This window comes from Paraburkholderia sp. BL21I4N1, assembly GCF_002973525.1.
Lineage (GTDB): Bacteria > Pseudomonadota > Gammaproteobacteria > Burkholderiales > Burkholderiaceae > Paraburkholderia.
The window spans coordinates 1-17,788 of record NZ_PVEN01000006.1 but is presented as its reverse complement, the minus strand read 5'-3'; the positions used below and the strand labels follow the sequence as shown (position 1 = coordinate 17,788).

At 61.5% G+C, this 17,788-nt stretch carries 16 protein-coding genes and 1 pseudogene; 7 read left to right on the top strand and 10 right to left on the bottom strand.

All coding sequences use genetic code 11. The features are described 5' to 3' along the window. Positions 1 to 6: 6 nt before the first annotated feature. The 6 genes from hpaH to B0G83_RS16935 are packed head-to-tail and all read right to left on the bottom strand — an operon-like array spanning position 7 to position 5,173. Entirely contained in the window at positions 7 to 810 is an 804-nt protein-coding gene (gene hpaH / locus B0G83_RS16960) for a 2-oxo-hept-4-ene-1,7-dioate hydratase (protein WP_035556232.1), read from the bottom strand. A gap of 36 nt (positions 811 to 846) precedes the next feature. Continuing rightward, on the bottom strand, positions 847 to 1,245 hold the full coding sequence (locus B0G83_RS16955) for a 5-carboxymethyl-2-hydroxymuconate Delta-isomerase (RefSeq protein WP_105508551.1): 399 nt from the start codon (positions 1,243 to 1,245) through the stop codon (positions 847 to 849). A 21-nt stretch (positions 1,246 to 1,266) separates the two neighbouring features. Further along, positions 1,267 to 2,130 (bottom strand): 3,4-dihydroxyphenylacetate 2,3-dioxygenase, encoded by an 864-nt coding sequence (gene hpaD, locus B0G83_RS16950; RefSeq protein WP_181156916.1) that lies wholly within the window; start codon positions 2,128 to 2,130, stop codon positions 1,267 to 1,269. 10 nt (positions 2,131 to 2,140) lie between these two features. Then, the gene (gene hpaE, locus B0G83_RS16945) at positions 2,141 to 3,598 is read right to left on the bottom strand and encodes a 5-carboxymethyl-2-hydroxymuconate semialdehyde dehydrogenase (RefSeq protein WP_105508550.1); all 1,458 of its coding nucleotides are present in this window, start codon (positions 3,596 to 3,598) and stop codon (positions 2,141 to 2,143) included. A 37-nt stretch (positions 3,599 to 3,635) separates the two neighbouring features. Further along, entirely contained in the window at positions 3,636 to 4,394 is a 759-nt protein-coding gene (locus B0G83_RS16940; protein WP_105508549.1) for a fumarylacetoacetate hydrolase family protein, read from the bottom strand. Then, a complete protein-coding gene (locus tag B0G83_RS16935) occupies positions 4,391 to 5,173 on the bottom strand; it encodes a fumarylacetoacetate hydrolase family protein (RefSeq protein ID WP_105508548.1) in 783 nt (260 codons plus the stop codon). Before B0G83_RS16935 ends, B0G83_RS16940 begins: the two co-directional genes overlap by 4 nt. 180 nt (positions 5,174 to 5,353) lie before the next feature. Here B0G83_RS16935 and hpaR point away from each other — a divergent pair, with 180 nt between their 5' ends. Then, a complete protein-coding gene (hpaR, locus tag B0G83_RS16930) occupies positions 5,354 to 5,761 on the top strand; it encodes a homoprotocatechuate degradation operon regulator HpaR (protein ID WP_105508547.1) in 408 nt (135 codons plus the stop codon). A gap of 9 nt (positions 5,762 to 5,770) precedes the next feature. Here hpaR and B0G83_RS16925 read toward each other — a convergent pair. After that, positions 5,771 to 6,055, bottom strand: a pseudogene (locus tag B0G83_RS16925) (response regulator transcription factor); the annotation flags it as partial. A gap of 37 nt (positions 6,056 to 6,092) precedes the next feature. Here B0G83_RS16925 and B0G83_RS16920 point away from each other — a divergent pair. Then, the gene (locus B0G83_RS16920; RefSeq protein WP_105508545.1) at positions 6,093 to 6,326 is read left to right on the top strand and encodes a hypothetical protein; all 234 of its coding nucleotides are present in this window, start codon (positions 6,093 to 6,095) and stop codon (positions 6,324 to 6,326) included. A 32-nt stretch (positions 6,327 to 6,358) separates the two neighbouring features. Here the strand turns inward: B0G83_RS16920 and B0G83_RS16915 are convergent, their stop codons facing one another. The 3 genes from B0G83_RS16915 to B0G83_RS16905 all read right to left on the bottom strand — a co-directional run bounded on the left by B0G83_RS16915 (position 6,359) and on the right by B0G83_RS16905 (position 9,219). Beyond that, on the bottom strand, positions 6,359 to 7,498 hold the full coding sequence (locus B0G83_RS16915) for a DSD1 family PLP-dependent enzyme (RefSeq protein ID WP_105508544.1): 1,140 nt from the start codon (positions 7,496 to 7,498) through the stop codon (positions 6,359 to 6,361). Positions 7,499 to 7,523: 25 nt separating this feature from the next. Further along, entirely contained in the window at positions 7,524 to 8,180 is a 657-nt protein-coding gene (locus B0G83_RS16910; RefSeq protein ID WP_105508914.1) for an HAD family hydrolase, read from the bottom strand. A 133-nt stretch (positions 8,181 to 8,313) separates the two neighbouring features. Next, positions 8,314 to 9,219, bottom strand: coding sequence for a LysR family transcriptional regulator (locus tag B0G83_RS16905; protein WP_105508543.1), 906 nt, complete (start codon positions 9,217 to 9,219; stop codon positions 8,314 to 8,316). Between the two features lie 262 nt (positions 9,220 to 9,481). On the opposite strand from B0G83_RS16905, the gene B0G83_RS16900 reads away from it, so the two are divergent. From B0G83_RS16900 to B0G83_RS16880, 5 genes are all read left to right on the top strand, one after another. Next, a complete protein-coding gene (locus B0G83_RS16900; RefSeq protein WP_105508542.1) occupies positions 9,482 to 10,558 on the top strand; it encodes a hypothetical protein in 1,077 nt (358 codons plus the stop codon). 241 nt (positions 10,559 to 10,799) lie between these two features. Further along, positions 10,800 to 12,323: a CoA-acylating methylmalonate-semialdehyde dehydrogenase gene (locus tag B0G83_RS16895; protein ID WP_105508541.1), complete on the top strand. Its 1,524-nt coding sequence runs from the start codon at positions 10,800 to 10,802 to the stop codon at positions 12,321 to 12,323. A gap of 245 nt (positions 12,324 to 12,568) precedes the next feature. Further along, entirely contained in the window at positions 12,569 to 15,334 is a 2,766-nt protein-coding gene (locus B0G83_RS16890) for a type VI secretion system Vgr family protein (protein ID WP_105508540.1), read from the top strand. A 22-nt stretch (positions 15,335 to 15,356) separates the two neighbouring features. Continuing rightward, a complete protein-coding gene (locus tag B0G83_RS16885) occupies positions 15,357 to 16,607 on the top strand; it encodes a VRR-NUC domain-containing protein (RefSeq protein WP_105508539.1) in 1,251 nt (416 codons plus the stop codon). Between the two features lie 45 nt (positions 16,608 to 16,652). Then, positions 16,653 to 17,788, top strand: a 1,136-nt coding sequence (locus tag B0G83_RS16880) for a type VI immunity family protein (protein WP_105508913.1), incomplete at its 3' end; no start/stop codon positions are given.

Sequence of the window (17,788 nt, the reverse complement as noted above, 5' to 3'; positions counted from 1 at the left end):
GCCGTCTCAGATGAAATTCAAACCAATTCCGCCCAGCGGACCGTAGTCGACGTGGAATGTGTCGCCCGCGCGCGCCGGAATCGGGCTCGTGAACGAGCCGCTCAGGATCACGTCGTTGGCGTTCAGCGATTCGTCGTAAGGCGCGATCTTGTTCGCGAGCCAGGCCACGCCGGTGGCGGGATGATTGAGCACCGCCGCGGCCAAGCCGCTTTCCTCGACGGCGCCGTTCTTGTAAAGCAGCGCGCCGACCCAGCGCAGATCGACGTCCAGCGGCCGCACCGGACGCCCGCCCAGCACAATGCCCGCATTGGCGGCGAAGTCGGAGATCGTGTCGTAGACCTTGCGCGGTGCCTTGGTGTCGCGGTCGAACTGCTCGATGCGCGCGTCGATGATTTCCACCGCGGGGGTCACGTAGGCCGTGGCGTCGAGCACGTCGAACAGTGTCACGCCCGGGCCTTTCAGCGGCTTGCTCAGCACGAACGCCAATTCCACTTCCACGCGCGGCGAGATGAAGCGATCCGCGCGAATGTCCTGGCCGGCTTCGATAAACATGCTGTCGAGCAACGGCGCGTAATCGGGTTCGTCGATTTGCGACGAACGCTGCATGGCTCGCGACGTCAGGCCGATCTTGCGGCCCTTGATCACATGACCGGCGGCGAGTTTGAGCTTGACCCACTCGCGTTGAATCGCGTAACCGTCCTGAACGGTCATGGTCGGAAACCGCGCGGAGAAGTGGCGCAGTTGCGTGCGGGTTTTCTCGGCGTGGTCGAGTTCTGCCGCGAGATCGCGGATAGTTTGTTCGTCTAGCATGATGGGTTCTCGATGAGCCGCGTTTTTTCGGCTAAATCAGGCCTTGAGCCGTGCGTGCAGATTGTTGTGCTTCCAGGTGCCGGCTTCGCTGAACTCGTTGATTTCCAGCGACAACGCGAGGCCGTGCTGGTCGAATTCCGTGGCGAAGTGCTGTTTGATCAGCGCGAATAATGCTTCGCCGGTGGCCTTTTTTGCGGCCTCCGAGCGGCCCGCGCCGATCTTCAGATTCGCGTGCAGGAAGGCGGCGTCGGGGCGGCCGTCGGCAATGCAGTACTGTTCGCAGCGCAACGCGCGCACGCGGATGCCGCCGAGCGGATAGACCCGTTGTTCGTTTTCGCGCTGGGCGTCGAGGCATCGCGCGAGCGCGTTGCACAGTTGCCCGATGTGCTCGGCGTCCGCGAGATTGGCGCTGTATTCGAGTGTGAGATGCGGCACGTCAGGCTCCTTAACGATAATTCAGGCGGGCAGCGGCGTAACTGGAAAGATCGCATTGATCTGGCCGGTGCCCGAACTGCCGAAATACGGCGTGACGACTTCGACCTTGCCGTCGTAGCGATCCCAGCCGAGCGCGCCGAGCAGCATCGCGGTGTCGTGCATGCCGCCTTCGCCCCAGCATTTCTCGTTGTAGAGCGGCAGCATGTCGCAGAAGGTTTTCCAGTCGCCCGCTTCCCACATCTCGACCACCTTGCGGTCCATCTGTTCGAGGAACGGATTCCACACTTTGTGCATGAACTGCTCGGCGGTGCCGTTATCGGCGAAGTGGTGGCTGAGCGACCCGCTCGCCAGAATCGCGACAGTGCCGTCGTAGCGCTCCTCGATCGCCTTGCGCACCGCGAGGCCGAAGCGGGCGCTGGTGGCGAGGTCGTGCCACATGCACCAGCCCGCCACCGAGACGGTCTTGAAGTGCTGATCGCTATTCATGTAGCGCATCGGCACCAGCGTGCCGTACTCAAGTTCGAGCGTGGTCTGGCTATGCGCGCGGCTTTTCACGCCCATCTCGTTCGCGACTTCGGCGATCAGATCGCCGAGCCCGACGTTGCCGGGGTACGCGTACGGCATGTTCTTGATGAAATGCGGCAGTTCGTTGCTGGTATAGACGCCTTCGAACTTCGGCGCGCAATTGATGTGGTATTCGCTGTTCACCAGCCAGTGCACGTCGAATACGACGATCGTATCCACGCCCAGTTCGCGGCAACGTCGGCCGATTTCATGATGACCGTCGATCGCCGGTTGACGGCAGCCTTTATGCGGGCCGTCGAGTTCGGACAGATATAACGACGGGACGTGCGTGACTTTTGCTGCTAGTGCTAGTGTGCCCACGTTGATCTCCTCAAACGCCCCAGCGCGGAATGTGATGCGAGCCGAGCGACACGCAGACGTTCTTCGGTTCGAGGAACACTTCGTAGCTCCACGTGCCGCCTTCGCGACCCACGCCCGAGGCTTTCGTGCCGCCGAACGGCTGCCGCAGATCGCGCACGTTCTGACTGTTGACGAAGCACATGCCGGCCTCGACCGCGGCGGCGACACGCAGTGCGCGGCCCGTGCTCTCGGTCCAGATGTAGCTCGACAGGCCATACGAGATGTCGTTGGCGAGCCGGATCGCCTCGGCTTCGTCGTCGAACGGAATCAGGCAGGCCACCGGGCCGAAAATTTCTTCCTGCGCGATGCGCATGCGGTTGTCGACGTCGACGAACACCGTCGGCTGCACGAAATTGCCTTTGCGCATGGCGTCCGGCAAAGCGGGCGCGTCGAGTCCGCCGCACGCGAGCGTCGCGCCTTCTTGCGGGCCCAGTTCGATATAGCTGCGCACCTTCGCCAGATGCCCCTGGCTGATCATCGGCCCAACGATCGTGCTGTCGGCGAGCGGATCGCCCACCGTCAGGCGCTTCGCACGCTCGACGAAACGCTCGGCGAAACGCGCGTAAATCGAACGCTGCACGAGAATGCGCGAACCGGCGGTGCAGCGTTCGCCATTGTTCGAGAAGATCATGAACACGGCGGCGTCGAGCGCGCGTTCGAAGTCGGCGTCGTCGAAAATCACGAACGGCGACTTGCCGCCCAGTTCCATCGAGAACTTCTTCAGGCCGGCGCTCTGCACGATACGGTTGCCGGTCGCGGTCGATCCGGTGAACGACACGGCATGGACGTCCGGATGCGCGACCAGCGGCTCGCCGGTGTCCTTGCCGAAACCGTGCACGACGTTCAGCACGCCCGCCGGAATACCCGCTTCGAGCGCGAGCTGGCCGAGCATCGACGCGGTGAGCGGCGACAGCTCGCTCATTTTCAGCACGGCCGTGTTGCCGAACGCGAGGCAGGGCGCAACCTTCCACGTGGCCGTCATGAACGGCACGTTCCACGGCGAGATGAGCGCGCACACGCCAACCGGATGGAACAGCGTGTAGTTCAGATGCGTGTCCGTCGGATACGTATGGCCATCGACGCGCGTGCACATCTCGGCGAAGTAGTTGAAGTTGTCGGCGGCGCGCGGCACGAGTTGCTTGCGCGTTTGCGAAATCGTCTGACCGGTGTCTTTCGTTTCGGTCTCGGAGATCTCCGGCACGTTCTTCACGATCAGCTCGCCGAGCTTGCGGATCAGTTTCGCGCGTTCGGCGGCGGGTTTGGCGGCCCATGCGGGAAACGCGTCTTTGGCCGCGCGCACGGCGGTGTCCACTTCCCGTGCGCCGCCGCGGGCGACTTCGGCGAGCACTTCCTGCGTGGCCGGATTGACCGTTTCGAAGTAATCCTGCGCGGCGCTGGTTTTGCCGTTGATCAGATGGTCGATTCGCATTGCGTTGTCCTTGCTCTATTCACTGTCGATCTGGCGATCAGGCGCGGCCGAAGTCCGCGTCGGAGGCGATCGTATTGACGAGACGGCCAAGGCCGTCGATTTCGCAGACCACTTCGTCGCCGGCATTCACGTTGACGATGCCTTCCGGCGTGCCGGTCAGGATCACGTCGCCGGGCGCGAGCGTCATGAAGCCGCTCAGGTATTCGATCAGCGCCGGAATGTCGGTGACGAGGTCGCGCGTGTTGCCGTGCTGCTGGCGCGTGCCGTTCACGAACGTGCGCAATTCCAGTTGCGTGACGTCGGCGATATCGGCGGCGTCGACGAACCAGGGGCCCAGCACCGTGCCGCCGTCGCGATTCTTCACGCGCAGGTTGGGGCGGTAATAGTTTTCGAGGTAGTCGCGGATCGCGTAGTCGTTGGCGATCATGTAGCCGGCCACGTGCTGCATGGCGTGCTCGCGCGTCACGTTCCGCGCGGTACGGCCGATCACCACCGCCAGCTCGCACTCGTAGTGCATGAAGGCGACGCCGTCCGGACGACGCGTGACGCCGCGATGGCCGATCACCGTGCCCGGTCCCTTGAGGAACACGAGCGGCTCTTCCTGCTTGCTGAACTGCAACTCTTTGGCATGCTCGGCGTAGTTCAAGCCGAGCGCGAAGATCGTGCCGACGTCGATCGGCGCGAGCCAGACCACTTCATCCTCGCGACGCACGCGGCCATCGGCAAGGCGCACGCCTCGCGCATCCGGATAGGCTTCGTGGATCGCGCCTGCATACGCTAAACGGCCGCGCATCATGACGGTTCTCCTGTCTGTTCCGCCGCGTCGGAAGCGGCGACAAACGAAATGCTCAACGGCGGCATGCCGCCGATGGACAGCGTGGCGGTGTCGCCGACATGCGCGACCGGCGAACCGTGCGGCACACCGAGCGTGATGACGTCGCCCGCGTTGAGGGTCATGAAATCGGTGACGTCGGCGAGCAATTGCGCCACGCCGCGCACCGACGAAGCCGTGTTCGCCGTGAACGGCCCCGCGCCGTTGAGCGACACGGCGATGTCGAGACGATCCGGCGCGGCAACATGATGCGCTGCAACGACCGCCGGTCCGATCACGCAAAAACCGTCGCGCGCGCGGAACCGCACCGACGGGCGGTACACGCTCGCATGCGGCACGCTGAGGTCGCCCACCAGCGTGTAACCGGCGACGTAGTCCAACGCGTGGTGCGCATCGACCCGTGTTGCAGTGCGGGCGATCACGATACCGAGCGACGCGCCCACTTCCACGCCCAACGCGTTGTCCGGCACGACGACCCGCGCGCGATGCCCGGCGAACGTATTGCGCGGCTTCAGATACAGCACCGGCGCTTGCGGCGGCGCCTTGTACGGCGCGGCGTGCATCGCGTCGCCCAGCGCCGCGAGCGTGGCGCGGTCGTTCAGCAAGGTGCCATAAAGCGCGCCGCTAACCGGCGCGCGGCATGCCATGCCACGGCCCAGCAGGGCGGCCACGGTGGCTGCGTCCACGTCGCGAGGCAGCGCGTCGCCTTCGGGATGCAGCAGATGATCGGCAAGTGCAAACATAAGCTGGCTGTCTCTCCGCAAAAACACTAACATGTTAGTAGTATCGCGCTTGATATGATCCAGGGTCAATAGCCATGTCGGCTGATCGCGGGTTTTCCCTTAAGCTCCGACGGCTACTTTTTTTATTCTCCTTCGAACATGTCCGCTGCCTCCACCCGAGTTTTGCACCGCAACCTGCCCATGCTGCTGTTGCGCGCCCGAGAAAAAATGATGGAGCGTTTCCGTCCCCTGATTACCGCACATGGGTTGACCGAGCAGCAATGGCGCGTGATCCGCGCGCTCAACGAGCATGGCCCGATGGAGCCGCGCCACATCTCCGACATCTGTACGATTTCGAGCCCGAGCATGGCCGGCGTGCTCGCGCGGATGGAGAGCATGGAACTGGTGATCAAGGAGCGTTTCGCGGAAGACCAGCGGCGCGTGCTGGTATCGCTGACCGATACCAGCGTGGAACTGGTGCGGGTGATTTCAAAAGATCTCGAGGCGCATTACCGCGAGCTGGAGCGCAAGGTCGGACCGGAGATCGTCGAGCGTGTTTATCGCGCGGTGGACGATCTGCTGGCCGGTCTCGAAGAAGAGGACGAATAGTCCCTCGGCTTAGTTGCCCGCGTCGGCGGTCGTAGCGTTGCTGGCGTTGTCACGCACCCCGAGCAGCCACGGAATCTGACTCTTGTCGTGCATGCCGAGCTTCTTGTACGCGCAACGCAGATAGTGGCGCACCGTGGCGGGTGAAATCGTCATGCGTTGCGCGACTTCCTTGTGCGAGAGGCCATCGCCATACAGCCTGATCGCGCTGAGTTCGCGCGGACTCAACCGGTCGAGCGGCGAACGCTGCCGCGCTTCGAGCTGGAACAGGCCGACCACCGGCGAGCCGCACCGAAGCCATTGCAGATTGCGCGCACCCGCGTGGCAAACGGGGATGGCCTACATCCGCACGAACGGACGCTATTCGGGCAGCGGCACGGGCAATGCGGAACCGGGCTGGGATCAGATCAACCTCGGTACCGAGTATTTGCTGTCCCGGCGCACGACGCTGTATCTGATCGGTGTCGCGCAACAGGGGCGTCATGCGGTGGCGCAGATTTATGGTGTGAGCCCGTCGAGCACGCGCCGGCAACTGGTGGTGACAACGGGTATCCAGCATCAGTTCTGACAACGGCGTGGCCGGGGGCGTACTTGGGCCCCTCACCAGCCGTGAAAGCGTCTCCATTCCACGCTGTCGCCATCCGGCGTCACGGCGTGGTACTCGGGGAACTGCGCGCCGGTTGCGCACGCATGGTTCGGCAGAATGCGCAGCTTCATGCCGAGCGGAAAGTGCTGTGTGATGTCGTCGGTGGGAATCGCGCCTGCCTCGGTCGACGACAGAATGCCATGTTCCTGATTCGCGCCGCTCACTACGTAGCCCGCCAACGGTGTGCCGTTCAGCAAACACGGCTGGCCGTAGCCGAAATCGTGCGCCTGTTTCGAGGTGCCGCGATCGCGGCTCAACGCCATCCAGCCCGCGTCGAGAATCGCCCAGCCCTTGTCCGCCTGATGACCGATCACGGTGGCGAGCACGCTCAGCGCGATCTCCTCGAGCGAGCACACGCCGACGTTGTGCATGACCAGATCGAACAGCACGTAGACGCCGGCGCGCACTTCGGTCACGCCGTCCAGTTGCGCGGCGGCCAGCGCGGTGGGCGTCGATCCCACGCTGACGGCGGGGCACGCAATGCCCGCTTCACGCAGCCGCTCCGCCGCGCGCACACAGCCCGCGCGTTCCTGCTCCGCGAGCGCGGCGAGCGCTTCGGGCGTATCGAGTTCGTAGCTGGAGCCGGCGTGCGTCATCACGCCGCCTACCTTGACGCCGTTCTCGTGCAGAATCCGGCCGACCACGAGCAACGTGTCCTGTTCGGGCGTGATGCCGGAGCGGTGGCCGTCGGTGTCGACTTCGATCCATACCTCGAAGTTTTCACCGTGCTGGTCGCCGAATGCGGCAATCGCCGACGCGGCGCTCGGGTTGTCCACCACCAGCTTCAGATCGCAGCCCTGGCGACGCAATGCCAGCGCGCGCGGCAATTTGGCGGGCACCATGCTGACCGCGTACAGAATGTCGGCGACGCCGGCCGCGAAAAACGCCTCCGCTTCCTTCAACGTGGACACCGTGATGCCGCGCGCGCCGGCCGCGATCTGCGCGCGGACCACGTCGATACATTTGGTGGTCTTCACATGCGGGCGGAATGCGACGCCCAGCGTGTTCATCTGCCCCTGCATACGGGCGATGTTCTTCTGCATGCGTGCGATGTCGATCAACGCGGCCGGCGTTTCGATATGGTCGAGTTTCATGTTTTCACCGATGAATAGCGTGAGTTCAATGCTGGCCGAAGCGGCGCAGCCACGGCACCAGCAGGTCGAGCGCGGGCGATTCGATCTCGGGCGGCTGCGCGCCTGTGACGAGCGGCAGGCCGACGCGGTTGTGCCAGTATGTCCGCAAGCCGACGGCCGCGGTGCCGAACATGTCGTAGCTTGAGCCCGCGACGAATGCGGCTTCGTGCGCTTGCACGCCGAGTTGTTCGAGGGCGAGCCGGTAGGGCAGCGGATCGGGTTTGTACACGCCGGCTTCTTCGGCGGTCACGATGGCGTCCCAGCGGACCGGGAACAGATTCGCCGCCTGTTTGCCGAGGCGCGCGGAGCAGTTGGTGACGACAGACAGCTTGCAATGCGGCGCGAGCGCCTGCAACGCGCCGACGGCGCCGCTCCAGGGCGCGAGCTTCAGCCAGTCGGCTTCGAGCGCGAGCGGCGCGGACTCCGGCAGACCGACTTCTTTGGCGGCGTCGCGCACCAGTTGTTCATACGGAACGTATTGGCCGCAGCCGTAGGTCAGACGCAGATAGGCGGCCCGCCACGCACGGCCGGTCGGCTCGGAGCCGGCGGCGTGGTTCCACGACGTCCACGAGTCGAGCAGCGCGGTCAGAAGGTCGAAGAGCACCGCTTTCGGGTAGGCGGCGGGTGCGGATGTGTCAGTCATGATGTGCCCGGCTTTGAGTGTGACCCGATTATAGATTTGCATCGGCGCCGTGGCGTTTAGCCGGTTTTACTCATAGATTCAGCCGGGCTGAATCTTGCTGCGCTCACGCACCCAGCGCACCGTGCTTTGATATTCAGCGCCGCCACGGCGGCAGCGGCTTGAAACGGCCCTGCAAATACTGCATGAAATGACGGGTGCGCGCCGGCAGTCCGCTACGTTGGTGCGTGAGCGCGATCACGTTGGCGTCCGGCGTTTTCCATCCGGGCAGCACACGCACCAGCTTGCCTTTAACGATGTCGTCGGCGACATCCCACTCCGAGCGCAGAATCACGCCGCGGCCTTCGCAGGCCCATTGGCGGATCACGTCGCCGTCGTTGCAACTCATACGCGGCGACACACGCACGCTGTGACGCGTGCGGCCTTTGCTGAACTGCCAGAGCGTGACGTCTTCGTTATTTTCGCGCAGCACGATGCAGGGCAGGCGGCTCAAATCCTCCGGCGACTCCGGCATGCCGACGCGCCGGATCAGTGCGGGCGCCGCGCAGACGAAGCGTGCATTCGGCGCGATCGTAAAGCCGACCAGGTTCGACACGGGCAGATCGCCGATATGCACGACGATATCGAAGCGATCCATCGTCTCGGTCAACGGCTGATCGGATAGCGTGAGGGCGACGTCGATATCCGGATTCTCCTGCTGGAAGGCCGCAATGGCCGGCGCGAGGTGGCGACGTCCAAAGCCGAGCGGTGCGTTGATTTTCAGTGTGCCGATCAGGCCGCCGCGCCGCAATTGCAGATCGTCGAACAAAGCGTCGAACTGCTGGACGAGGTCGGCGCCGCGTTCGCACAGCAACGTGCCTTCTTCCGTGAATTGCAGGCGGCGCGCGGTGCGATTGACCAGTTGCGTGCCCAACTTCTTTTCGAGTTGCTGAAGACGCTGAGTGACCGCCGACGGCGATAGCCCCAGCTTTCGCGCCGCGGCGATCAGGCTGCCGCTGTCGCGAATGGTCAGCAGGAAACGGATATCGGTCGAATCGTTCATATCGGCTACGGCTCATGGCGGGAATCTGCCAGCTTAAAGCCTTTCAATGGGCTTCGAGCCGTTTTGGCATTGCTGGATGCGTGATCTGGACCGCCGCACGGTCTGCGGCAGCCAACCTCCACGGCCTGTGTTGCAAGGTAAAGTGATGATTCTGTAACGCACTCGACAGCTTGACCCGCTAAAGTGTGCCCCAGGATTGAAGCGGCGCAGGCCGCATCCGTTTACCGCGCATCGTTGCCGCTTTCACTGGAAGAGAAGTCTCATGCCGTCTTCATCTAATCCGTCGGACGCTACCACGCAAGAAAATCCCTTGAAACAGGGCATCTTCCTGCACACGGGTTGGCGTAGCGCGGGCACGTGGGTCTGGTCGCGTCTGCGCGCGCTCGACACGGCGAGCGGTTTCTACGAACCGCTCAGCAATGTGCTCGCGGATCTGAGCCTCACGGATATAGCCGCGTCGCGTCCCACGCTGACGTCCGGTCACCCGCCGCTCGCCGCGCCGTACTTCGACGAATACCGGCCCTTTCTTCACGAAGGCACGCGCGGTGTCGAAGGGTATGGAAAACGCTTCAGTATCGATCGTTTCGCCATCGCACCGGATGCGGAATTTCCCGCGTTGCAGGCCTATTTGCGCAATCTCTTCGAGCGCACCCTGGAGCAGGGGCGTGTGCCGGTCTTCAAGTTCTGCCGCTCGTCGGGCCGTTTGCCGTGGCTGAAACAAGCCTTTCCGCAGGTCATGCATGTGGGCGTGTTGCGTAATCCCGCGTCCCAGTTCGCGTCGGGCTGGCTGCTCAGTCAGCAATGGAGCAACGCGTTTTTTGTCGCCGCGCCGTTTCGTGTGCTGGGTCTGAATCAGTCGGACCCGCTGGTGAGGGAGGCCATCGCCGTCTGCGACGTGAGCTTGCCGCCCGTCGCGCCCACCTCGGACGATGCGTATGCGCTGGCATGCGAGCAATATGCGCGCAGCGCGGAAGCCAATAACGCGTACCGGGCGTTCGTCGCGTTGTGGATTCTTTGCGCGTTGCGCATGGCCGATGGCGTGGATCTGCTGGTCGATATGGACCGCCTCGGGCAATCGCGCGACTATGCGGCCGGCTTGCGTGCCGCGTTCGAGACGCAAAGCGGCTTATCGCCCGAGTTCGGCAGTGCACGTGATCTGGTGGACGAGACCCGCCGCAGCGCGGCGCGTATCACCGGCATCGACGGACGGTCTATGCGCGCCGTTCACTCCGCCGCGCTGAAATTCCTCAGGGCGCAGGGCGCGACCAATACAGATTTCATCGAACGGGTCCGCGAGAAGATGGTGCTGGCCAACGAGCTGACGGAGCTTTGGCGCTGATCGCGCTTGTGGACAGCTAGCAGACCAATACAGTTGCGACGCAAAAAACAATACAGTGAGGCGCGGTTTTATCGCGCTGTATCGGGAATCCGACCGGCGCCGTCGCTACAGTTTGCAGGTCTTGGCGAGCCCGCCGGCGAGCGGAACACCGCTCGCGCGCGGCGCGGCTCAGCCTGATCTTTTTGCCTGCGACCGGGAACCCGACCTGCGTCGCGGCCGATCCCGAACCCGAGGTAAGGACATGAATGCAGTGAACGAGCAGGCGAAGCTGTCGGTGCAGCAGTTGGGCCACTACATCGGCGGTGCGCCGGTGGCGGCAACTAGCGGCCGCTTCAAGGACGTGTTCAATCCGGCCACCGGCAAGGTGACCGGTTCGGTTGCGCTGGCATCGATCGAGGAAGTGGACGCGGCGGTCCAGGCCGCCAAGGCCGCGTTCCCGGCGTGGAGCGAAACCGCACCGCTCAAGCGCGCACGCATTCTGTTCAAGTTCAAGGAATTGCTAAACCAGCATCACGACGAACTCGCCATGCTGATTACGCGTGAACATGGCAAGGTGTTCACGGACGCACAAGGCGAAGTGGTGCGCGGCATCGAAGTGGTCGAGTTCGCGTGCGGCATTCCGAACCTGCTGAAGACCGACTTCACCGACCAGATCGGCGGCGGCATCGACAACTGGAATCTGCGTCAGGCGCTTGGCGTGGTCGCGGGCATCACACCGTTCAATTTCCCGGTCATGGTGCCGATGTGGATGTTCCCGGTCGCGCTGGCTTGCGGCAATACGTTCGTGCTGAAGCCGTCGGAGCGCGATCCTTCCGCGTCGCTGCGTATCGCGGAGTTGCTGAAGGAAGCCGGTTTGCCGGACGGCGTGTTCAACGTCGTGAACGGCGACAAGGTTGCGGTCGATGCGCTGATCGAGCACCCGGACGTCGCGGCGCTGTCGTTCGTCGGCTCCACGCCGATCGCCGAATACATTCACACGGAAGCGTCGAAGCGCGGCAAGCGCGTGCAGGCGCTCGGCGGCGCGAAGAACCACCTCGTCGTGATGCCGGACGCGGATCTGGACCAGGCGGTCGACGCGTTGATCGGCGCGGCCTACGGTTCGGCGGGCGAGCGCTGCATGGCGATTTCGGTGGCCGTGGCGGTGGGTAATGTCGCCGATACGCTGATCGAGAAACTGGTGCCGCGCGTCAAGTCGCTGGTAATCAAGAACGGCGAGCATCTCGACGCGGAGATGGGACCGTTGGTGACCGCCGACCATAAGGCCAAGGTGGCCGGTTATATCGCTTCGGGTGTGGAGGAAGGCGCGAAGCTGATCGTCGACGGCCGCACGCATCCGGTGGCGAACGAAGATGGGTTCTTTATCGGCGGGACGCTGTTCGATAACGTCGGGACAGAAATGAAGATCTATCAGGAAGAGATCTTCGGCCCGGTGCTGGCAGTGGTGCGCGTGCCCGATTTCGCGAGCGCGGTTGCGTTGATCAATGCGCATGAGTTCGGCAACGGTGTGTCGCTGTTCACGTCGGACGGCGGCGTGGCACGCGCGTTCGGCCGGCAGATTCAGGTCGGCATGGTCGGCATTAACGTGCCGATTCCAGTGCCGATGGCGTGGCACTCGTTTGGCGGCTGGAAGCGCTCGCTGTTCGGCGATCACCATGCTTATGGCGAAGAGGGCGTGCGTTTCTATACGCGCTACAAGAGCATCATGCAGCGCTGGCCGGATAGTATTGCGAAGGGTGCGGAGTTCACGATGCCGGTAGCGAAGTAATCGGTAGAGAATAGAAAAGAAGACCGGTTGTAATAAGAAAGCCACGCCTTAATCAGGCGTGGCTTTTTTCATTTGAGGCCTAAGAATAGGCTAGATATTCGTTCTGCATTGAATCGGGTTGCTTTCTGAAATTTCTCACCTTTGCCTCGTCAATTTCGTCGCCGCGTCATACGTAGAATCCCGCGTTCTGGCCCGTTAGTTGGTGTGGGAGCGCGAGCCACGGGAGACAAAATTGGGCACGGAGAATGAAGCTAACCGATTTGATTCACGCTATTCGCAGCGACCTGATCCAGCATGAGCGACTGCTAAAAACGGATATTCCGTCGCTGCCTGCGAACACGCTGTTACCACGCCGGGCCGTGACGGTTGCCGAGCTCGGTCGCGATTTCAGCGTGACGATCGACATGGTCTCGGTAGACAGCGATATCGAACTCAAGAAGCTGATGTCTCAGCCGATGACCCTCTGGATTCAGCAGGCCGATAAATCCTATCTGCCTATCAACGGCTATGTTCATCGGTTCCGGCGACTCGGCACTAACGGCGATCTGACCAGCTATCAGGTCAGCGTCGCGTCATGGTTGCATTTTCTGCGCTTGCGCAGCGACATGCGGATTTGGCAGGGCCGGTCCGTCGACGACATCATCAGCGACGTATTCAACGAGCACCCGCAGGCGCAGGGCAAATTCACCTTCGCGTTATCGCGATCCTTACCGTTGCTGTCGTATTGCCGTCAGAGTGAAACCGACTGGAATTTCGTTCACCGACTCATGGAATCGGAGGGGCTATACGGATTCTTCCGGTACAGCGCAGACGGTCAATCGCATACGTTCGTTATTACGGACACTCTTCGGTACGTCGACGGGATCGCGCCCGTGCGCTACTACCGATCCGATATACGTGGCAGCGACGTCGATGCGCTTACGCTGTGGACGGGTTCGCGCACGCTGCAAAGCGCCGCGTATGCGACACGTACCTCCGATTACAAGAATCCGCCCAGTCCGTCCAGTCCGAAAGGCACGCTTGTTCACGCTCGCCCGGATCAGGGTGCATTGCCGAGGCAAGCCGAAATCTTCGACTACACCGGCTCGTACACGTACCGGGAAAGCGAACGGGGTCATGCGCTGTCGAAGATTCGCGTCGAAGAATGGGAGTCGCGCGCGAAGCGGTTTCATGGCGTAGGTGGTCTGCCCGGTATCGATGCGGGCCGCGTTTTCCAGTTGGTGGATCATCCCGAACATGATCGCGAGCCGGAAGAGCAGCGGCAATTCGTTGCGCTCAAGGTATGGCGCTACCTCGAGAACAATCTGCCCGTCTCGCGTCACGAGCCGGATTATCCGCACAGCCTGAAACGCGAGTTGAAACAGGCGATGGCGGGACGCGCCGACGACGAGTCCTTGAAGATTCGTCACTTCGACGGCAGTGAAGGATGCTGTCTGGTCGAGATCGAAGCGCAGCGTACGACGGTGCCGTATCGCAGCCCGTTCGACCATAAAAAGCCGGTGATGCATCTCGAGACCGCGATTGTGGTCGGGCCGAAGGGCGAAGAGGTCTACACGGACGAACTGAACCGTATCAAGGTGGTGTTTTTGTGGGACCGGCACAACCCCGGCAACGCGGGCGCGTCGTGCTGGATTCGTGCTGCGCAGGCCGATACCGGCGCGGGTTACGGCGGCGTGCATGTGCCGAGAGTAGGCGAAGAGTTAATCATCGATCACGTCGGCGGAGATTGCGACAGACCGCTTGCTGTGCATCGCGTCTACAACGGAGCGGTACGTCCGGCGTGGCACACGAACGGCATTCTTTCGGGCTATCGGTCGAAGGAATATCACGGCTCGGATTTCAGTCACTTCGTCATGGACGATGCGACGGGCCAGACACGCGCCCAATTGTTGAATAGCGGCAGCAACGGCATAACCCTGCTGCAAATAGGCTACCTGATCGATCAGAGCGGCAATATACGCGGCGACTATCTCGGTTCGGGCTTCGATCTGAAAACCGATGCATGGGGCGCGATACGGGCCAATTGCGGCCTGTATGTGAGCACGTATACGAAACCGTCGGGCAGCCAGCCGCTCGATGCGCGCGAGACGCAGGAGCAACTCGGCAATTCGGCAAGCCTGCTCGAAACCTTGGCCGACGCGAGTGAACAGATCCAGGCCGAAAGTCTGAAACCGGGGCATCAGGAACTGAAGGACTTTTCGGATGCGACGCGGCACAGTGTGTCAGGCACTTCGAAGGGAGGGCGGACAGCCGGTGGCGGCACCGGCAATGCGAATGTGTTTGCCAAACCGCTACTGGCGCTTGGAAGCCCGGAGCACATTGGTTTTTCGAGCAAGGCTTCCATTCATACAACCGCCGATCGGCACATCAATCTCGTGAGTGGCCTGAGTACTGTCATGGCGGCCGGGAAGTCGTTCATCGCGGGTGCGGTCGAGAAGATCAGTTTGTTCGCACAGCGCAGCGGAATCGATTTTTTCGCTGCCAAGGGGCCCGTCCGGATTCAGGCTCACGACGACGATATCGAATTGATCGCCGAGCGGGTGATCAAGCTGCTGGCAATCAAGGGGAAAGTCGATATCGCGGCGCTGGACGGCATCCGGCTGTCGTCAGGTGAAGGTTATATCGAGTTAGCTGGGGGCAAGGTCAACATTCAGGCGCCCGGCGAGATCTCTTTCAAGGGAAGTCAGTACAGCTTCGAGGGGCCGGGCGGTGAGTCCTATCCTCTGCCGATGTTCAGACCGCCGTATCAGGCGCGGTACGTTCTAGAAAGCGAAACGGACGGCGCGCGGATGATTCACCACCCTTATGAATTGACGCTGCCTTCCGGTCGGATGTTGTCGGCGCGCACGAATGATCTGGGGGAGACGGTGCCGGTGTTTACGTCCAGTGCGCAGGAAGTGCATTTGCGGGCGCTTGAACAGGATTCGGCCGAGGTGAAGCCCTGGGCGTTTGCGGGTGGTGGGCAGGCGGATATTGAGGCCGACTATCTGGGCGATACCGGTAACGATTGAATAGGACAGGAGGCTAAATAGCATGGGGGCATCGCTTAAAGAAGCAGGTTCGACCTGCACGACGATCAACGAGAAACCGGAGTACGCGCGTATTCCGCCGGGCAAAAAGGGTTATTTACAGGAGAAAGTCGAGCACGCGTTGCAGATGCCGAAGATCGTGTACATCCGGTTACCGGATGGTAAGACGACGGTCAATTTGTTGAAGCAGGTCGCGATGACATTGGCGATTCGCTACGATGAAACGAGGGCGTTGTTTTACTGGCAATACAAGGCGGAAGTGAGCTTTGATATGTGGCCGTTTACCGTGTCGGGCGGCATCGCAGCACCAATACCATTTTTGAGTAGCGACAAGACAGAAGGGCCGGGGCGGCGTCACAGTTTGAATCCTTTTCCGCCCGGACGGAGGCTGGGATATCTGCGCCGCCCCGACGTAGTCATCGTAAATAATCCGGCGGACCGATGGCCCGGTCGCGGTAACGTCGATCGGGAGGGTAAGCCTCATGTCGATAACATGTTAAGGCTCGTCGAGGTGAAATTTCCCGGTGATAAGTGGGGCGTTGGTCAGGAGCGCGCCTATCAGATCATTGCGGGTGACTTTAAAAGTCGTATGACGGTAATTGACGTGAGCGATTGCAATGGCGAGTTGGAGAAAGTGCGCCAGCGAGCGCTGGCGAACGTACCCGCTTCGCAGTCCGCTAAGGGAAGGCAACGACGACGCGTGCCTATCCGCACAATTGCACCTGTGACTGAACCGGTCTGGTATGAGGACTGGTGGTCGTCGGCGGAACGGCACGTCGAAGACGTCGCCGAAGCGGTCGCGCCAGTATGGGATGCGGTTCACCGCGGCTACACCTACCTGTCCGAAGAAACGAGCGCTTTCCTGCACGAGCAGGCACCTTGGATATTTACGGCCGGTCAGTGGGTTGCGGACAAGGCCAGTGATGCATGGATGTGGGTCGATGAAAAAGGGCAGGAAATTTATCGATACTCGATGGAGCAGTTACGGGCCGGCTGGAATGAGATCGTGCGCACCACCGATATGACTTGGGAATTCCTGAAGCAGATCGATTGGGCTCAGGTCGCCATCACAACGCTCGAGGTACTTGCTGCTGTTGTCGTCGTGGTTGCTGCTGTCGCAATCGTCGTCCTGCTTGCTCCAGTGCTGGTCGCAATCTTCACTGCGCTGGCCGCGATTGTCTCTGCGGCTAGTGCAGAAGCGCTTGCGGCACTTGCCTTGGCGCTTGGCGTGACGGTAGTCGCGTCGGCGGGTTAGTCCTTCCATAGCATCTGAACACACTCAACAAACGCAGACCTGACAATGACGCTTCGTGATTCGAAACCTGTCCTGACTCCCTTGCAAGCGCTTGCTCGCTACAAGGAAGAATTGAGCGTGCGCCTCGCGGATAACAGTATGGGCGTGCTGCCTGGTGTGATTGGCACGATGTACTTTGAGCGCGGTTCCCAACCGGCTGTGCGTCAAGCCATTCTCGATTGCTTCGACCGCTTCGATGAGGTGTTCGGCGAGCATCTGAAGGGAGGCAAAGATACTGATCTAGGTAATTTCACCAAACGCACTTCTGCCGGTGTCGAAAAGATAAGACGGGCTATTCTTAATACTCCGTCATACCTCGAAGTCAGCGTGATTCGTTCCAGCGCAACCAATCAGGACACTGTTGCCGAATACAGTATCCATACGCTAACCGGGGTCGCGAACCCCGATGACTACGTTTCGCCCACGGGGCGATTGAAAGTACCCAAGGGCAAAGAATCCGGCTTGTCGTATCTGAAATTCAACGTGCCGATGGATCTGGTGACGACTGAAGAGGGCATCGCGCAGTACGAAAGTTTCCTGCGTTACGTGTGTGAAAAATTGGTTGTACGCGGCGGTTACGGTGGCCTTTCTCCGATTCTTCCCTATAGCTATCACCGCTATACGTCGCAGGAATGGGCACTTGCTAGCCGATTCAGTGGGCTGGAAATCGACAGTACGGCGCATCTGTTGATTTATAGCTACGACCCCGTTTCATATGAAGGCGAGTCGAGGGATGATTTGACTGCGGCCTACGATCACCTGCACCCGGGAGCAAAGGTCGGTCGATGGGGTTTCATCAAAGGCGTGAACTGGTACACGATTCTCGGCGATTTCTTTGTAGAGCGTTTTGGCGGCGAAGCTGCACTACGCAAAGCACTCGACCGCCCCGACATCCATATCGAGCGTATCGGATCGTCGTTACTGATTCGTGCAGGTGACTTCCCGCGTCTCGGCGCGCCCGAAGAAGGTCTACCCGAACCATATGTCTTCGTGAACAGCGTATTGCGTGTGCTGCGCGACCCGAAGCCTGATGGCTTGCATCTATACGACCCAGAGTGTGTGGAAACTCGATTTTTGCCGCTAAGCGGGCAATTGACAGTCAGGTCGATCGCGTGTGATACAACGAGTTTGCGCCATCGAAC

Bases quoted from the DNA above. Each gene is read 5' to 3' on its own strand.
- hpaH (WP_035556232.1), bottom strand. From the start codon at position 810: ATGCTAGACGAACAAACTATCCGCGATCTCGCGGCAGAACTCGACCAC.
- hpaE (WP_105508550.1), bottom strand. From the start codon at position 3,598: ATGCGAATCGACCATCTGATCAACGGCAAAACCAGCGCCGCGCAGGAT.
- B0G83_RS16940 (WP_105508549.1), bottom strand. From the start codon at position 4,394: ATGATGCGCGGCCGTTTAGCGTATGCAGGCGCGATCCACGAAGCCTAT.
- B0G83_RS16935 (WP_105508548.1), bottom strand. From the start codon at position 5,173: ATGTTTGCACTTGCCGATCATCTGCTGCATCCCGAAGGCGACGCGCTG.
- hpaR (WP_105508547.1), top strand. From the start codon at position 5,354: ATGCTGCTGTTGCGCGCCCGAGAAAAAATGATGGAGCGTTTCCGTCCC.
- B0G83_RS16920 (WP_105508545.1), top strand. From the start codon at position 6,093: ATGGCCTACATCCGCACGAACGGACGCTATTCGGGCAGCGGCACGGGC.
- B0G83_RS16915 (WP_105508544.1), bottom strand. From the start codon at position 7,498: ATGAAACTCGACCATATCGAAACGCCGGCCGCGTTGATCGACATCGCA.
- B0G83_RS16910 (WP_105508914.1), bottom strand. From the start codon at position 8,180: ATGACTGACACATCCGCACCCGCCGCCTACCCGAAAGCGGTGCTCTTC.
- B0G83_RS16905 (WP_105508543.1), bottom strand. From the start codon at position 9,219: ATGAACGATTCGACCGATATCCGTTTCCTGCTGACCATTCGCGACAGC.
- B0G83_RS16900 (WP_105508542.1), top strand. From the start codon at position 9,482: ATGCCGTCTTCATCTAATCCGTCGGACGCTACCACGCAAGAAAATCCC.
- B0G83_RS16895 (WP_105508541.1), top strand. From the start codon at position 10,800: ATGAATGCAGTGAACGAGCAGGCGAAGCTGTCGGTGCAGCAGTTGGGC.
- B0G83_RS16890 (WP_105508540.1), top strand. From the start codon at position 12,569: ATGAAGCTAACCGATTTGATTCACGCTATTCGCAGCGACCTGATCCAG.
- B0G83_RS16885 (WP_105508539.1), top strand. From the start codon at position 15,357: ATGGGGGCATCGCTTAAAGAAGCAGGTTCGACCTGCACGACGATCAAC.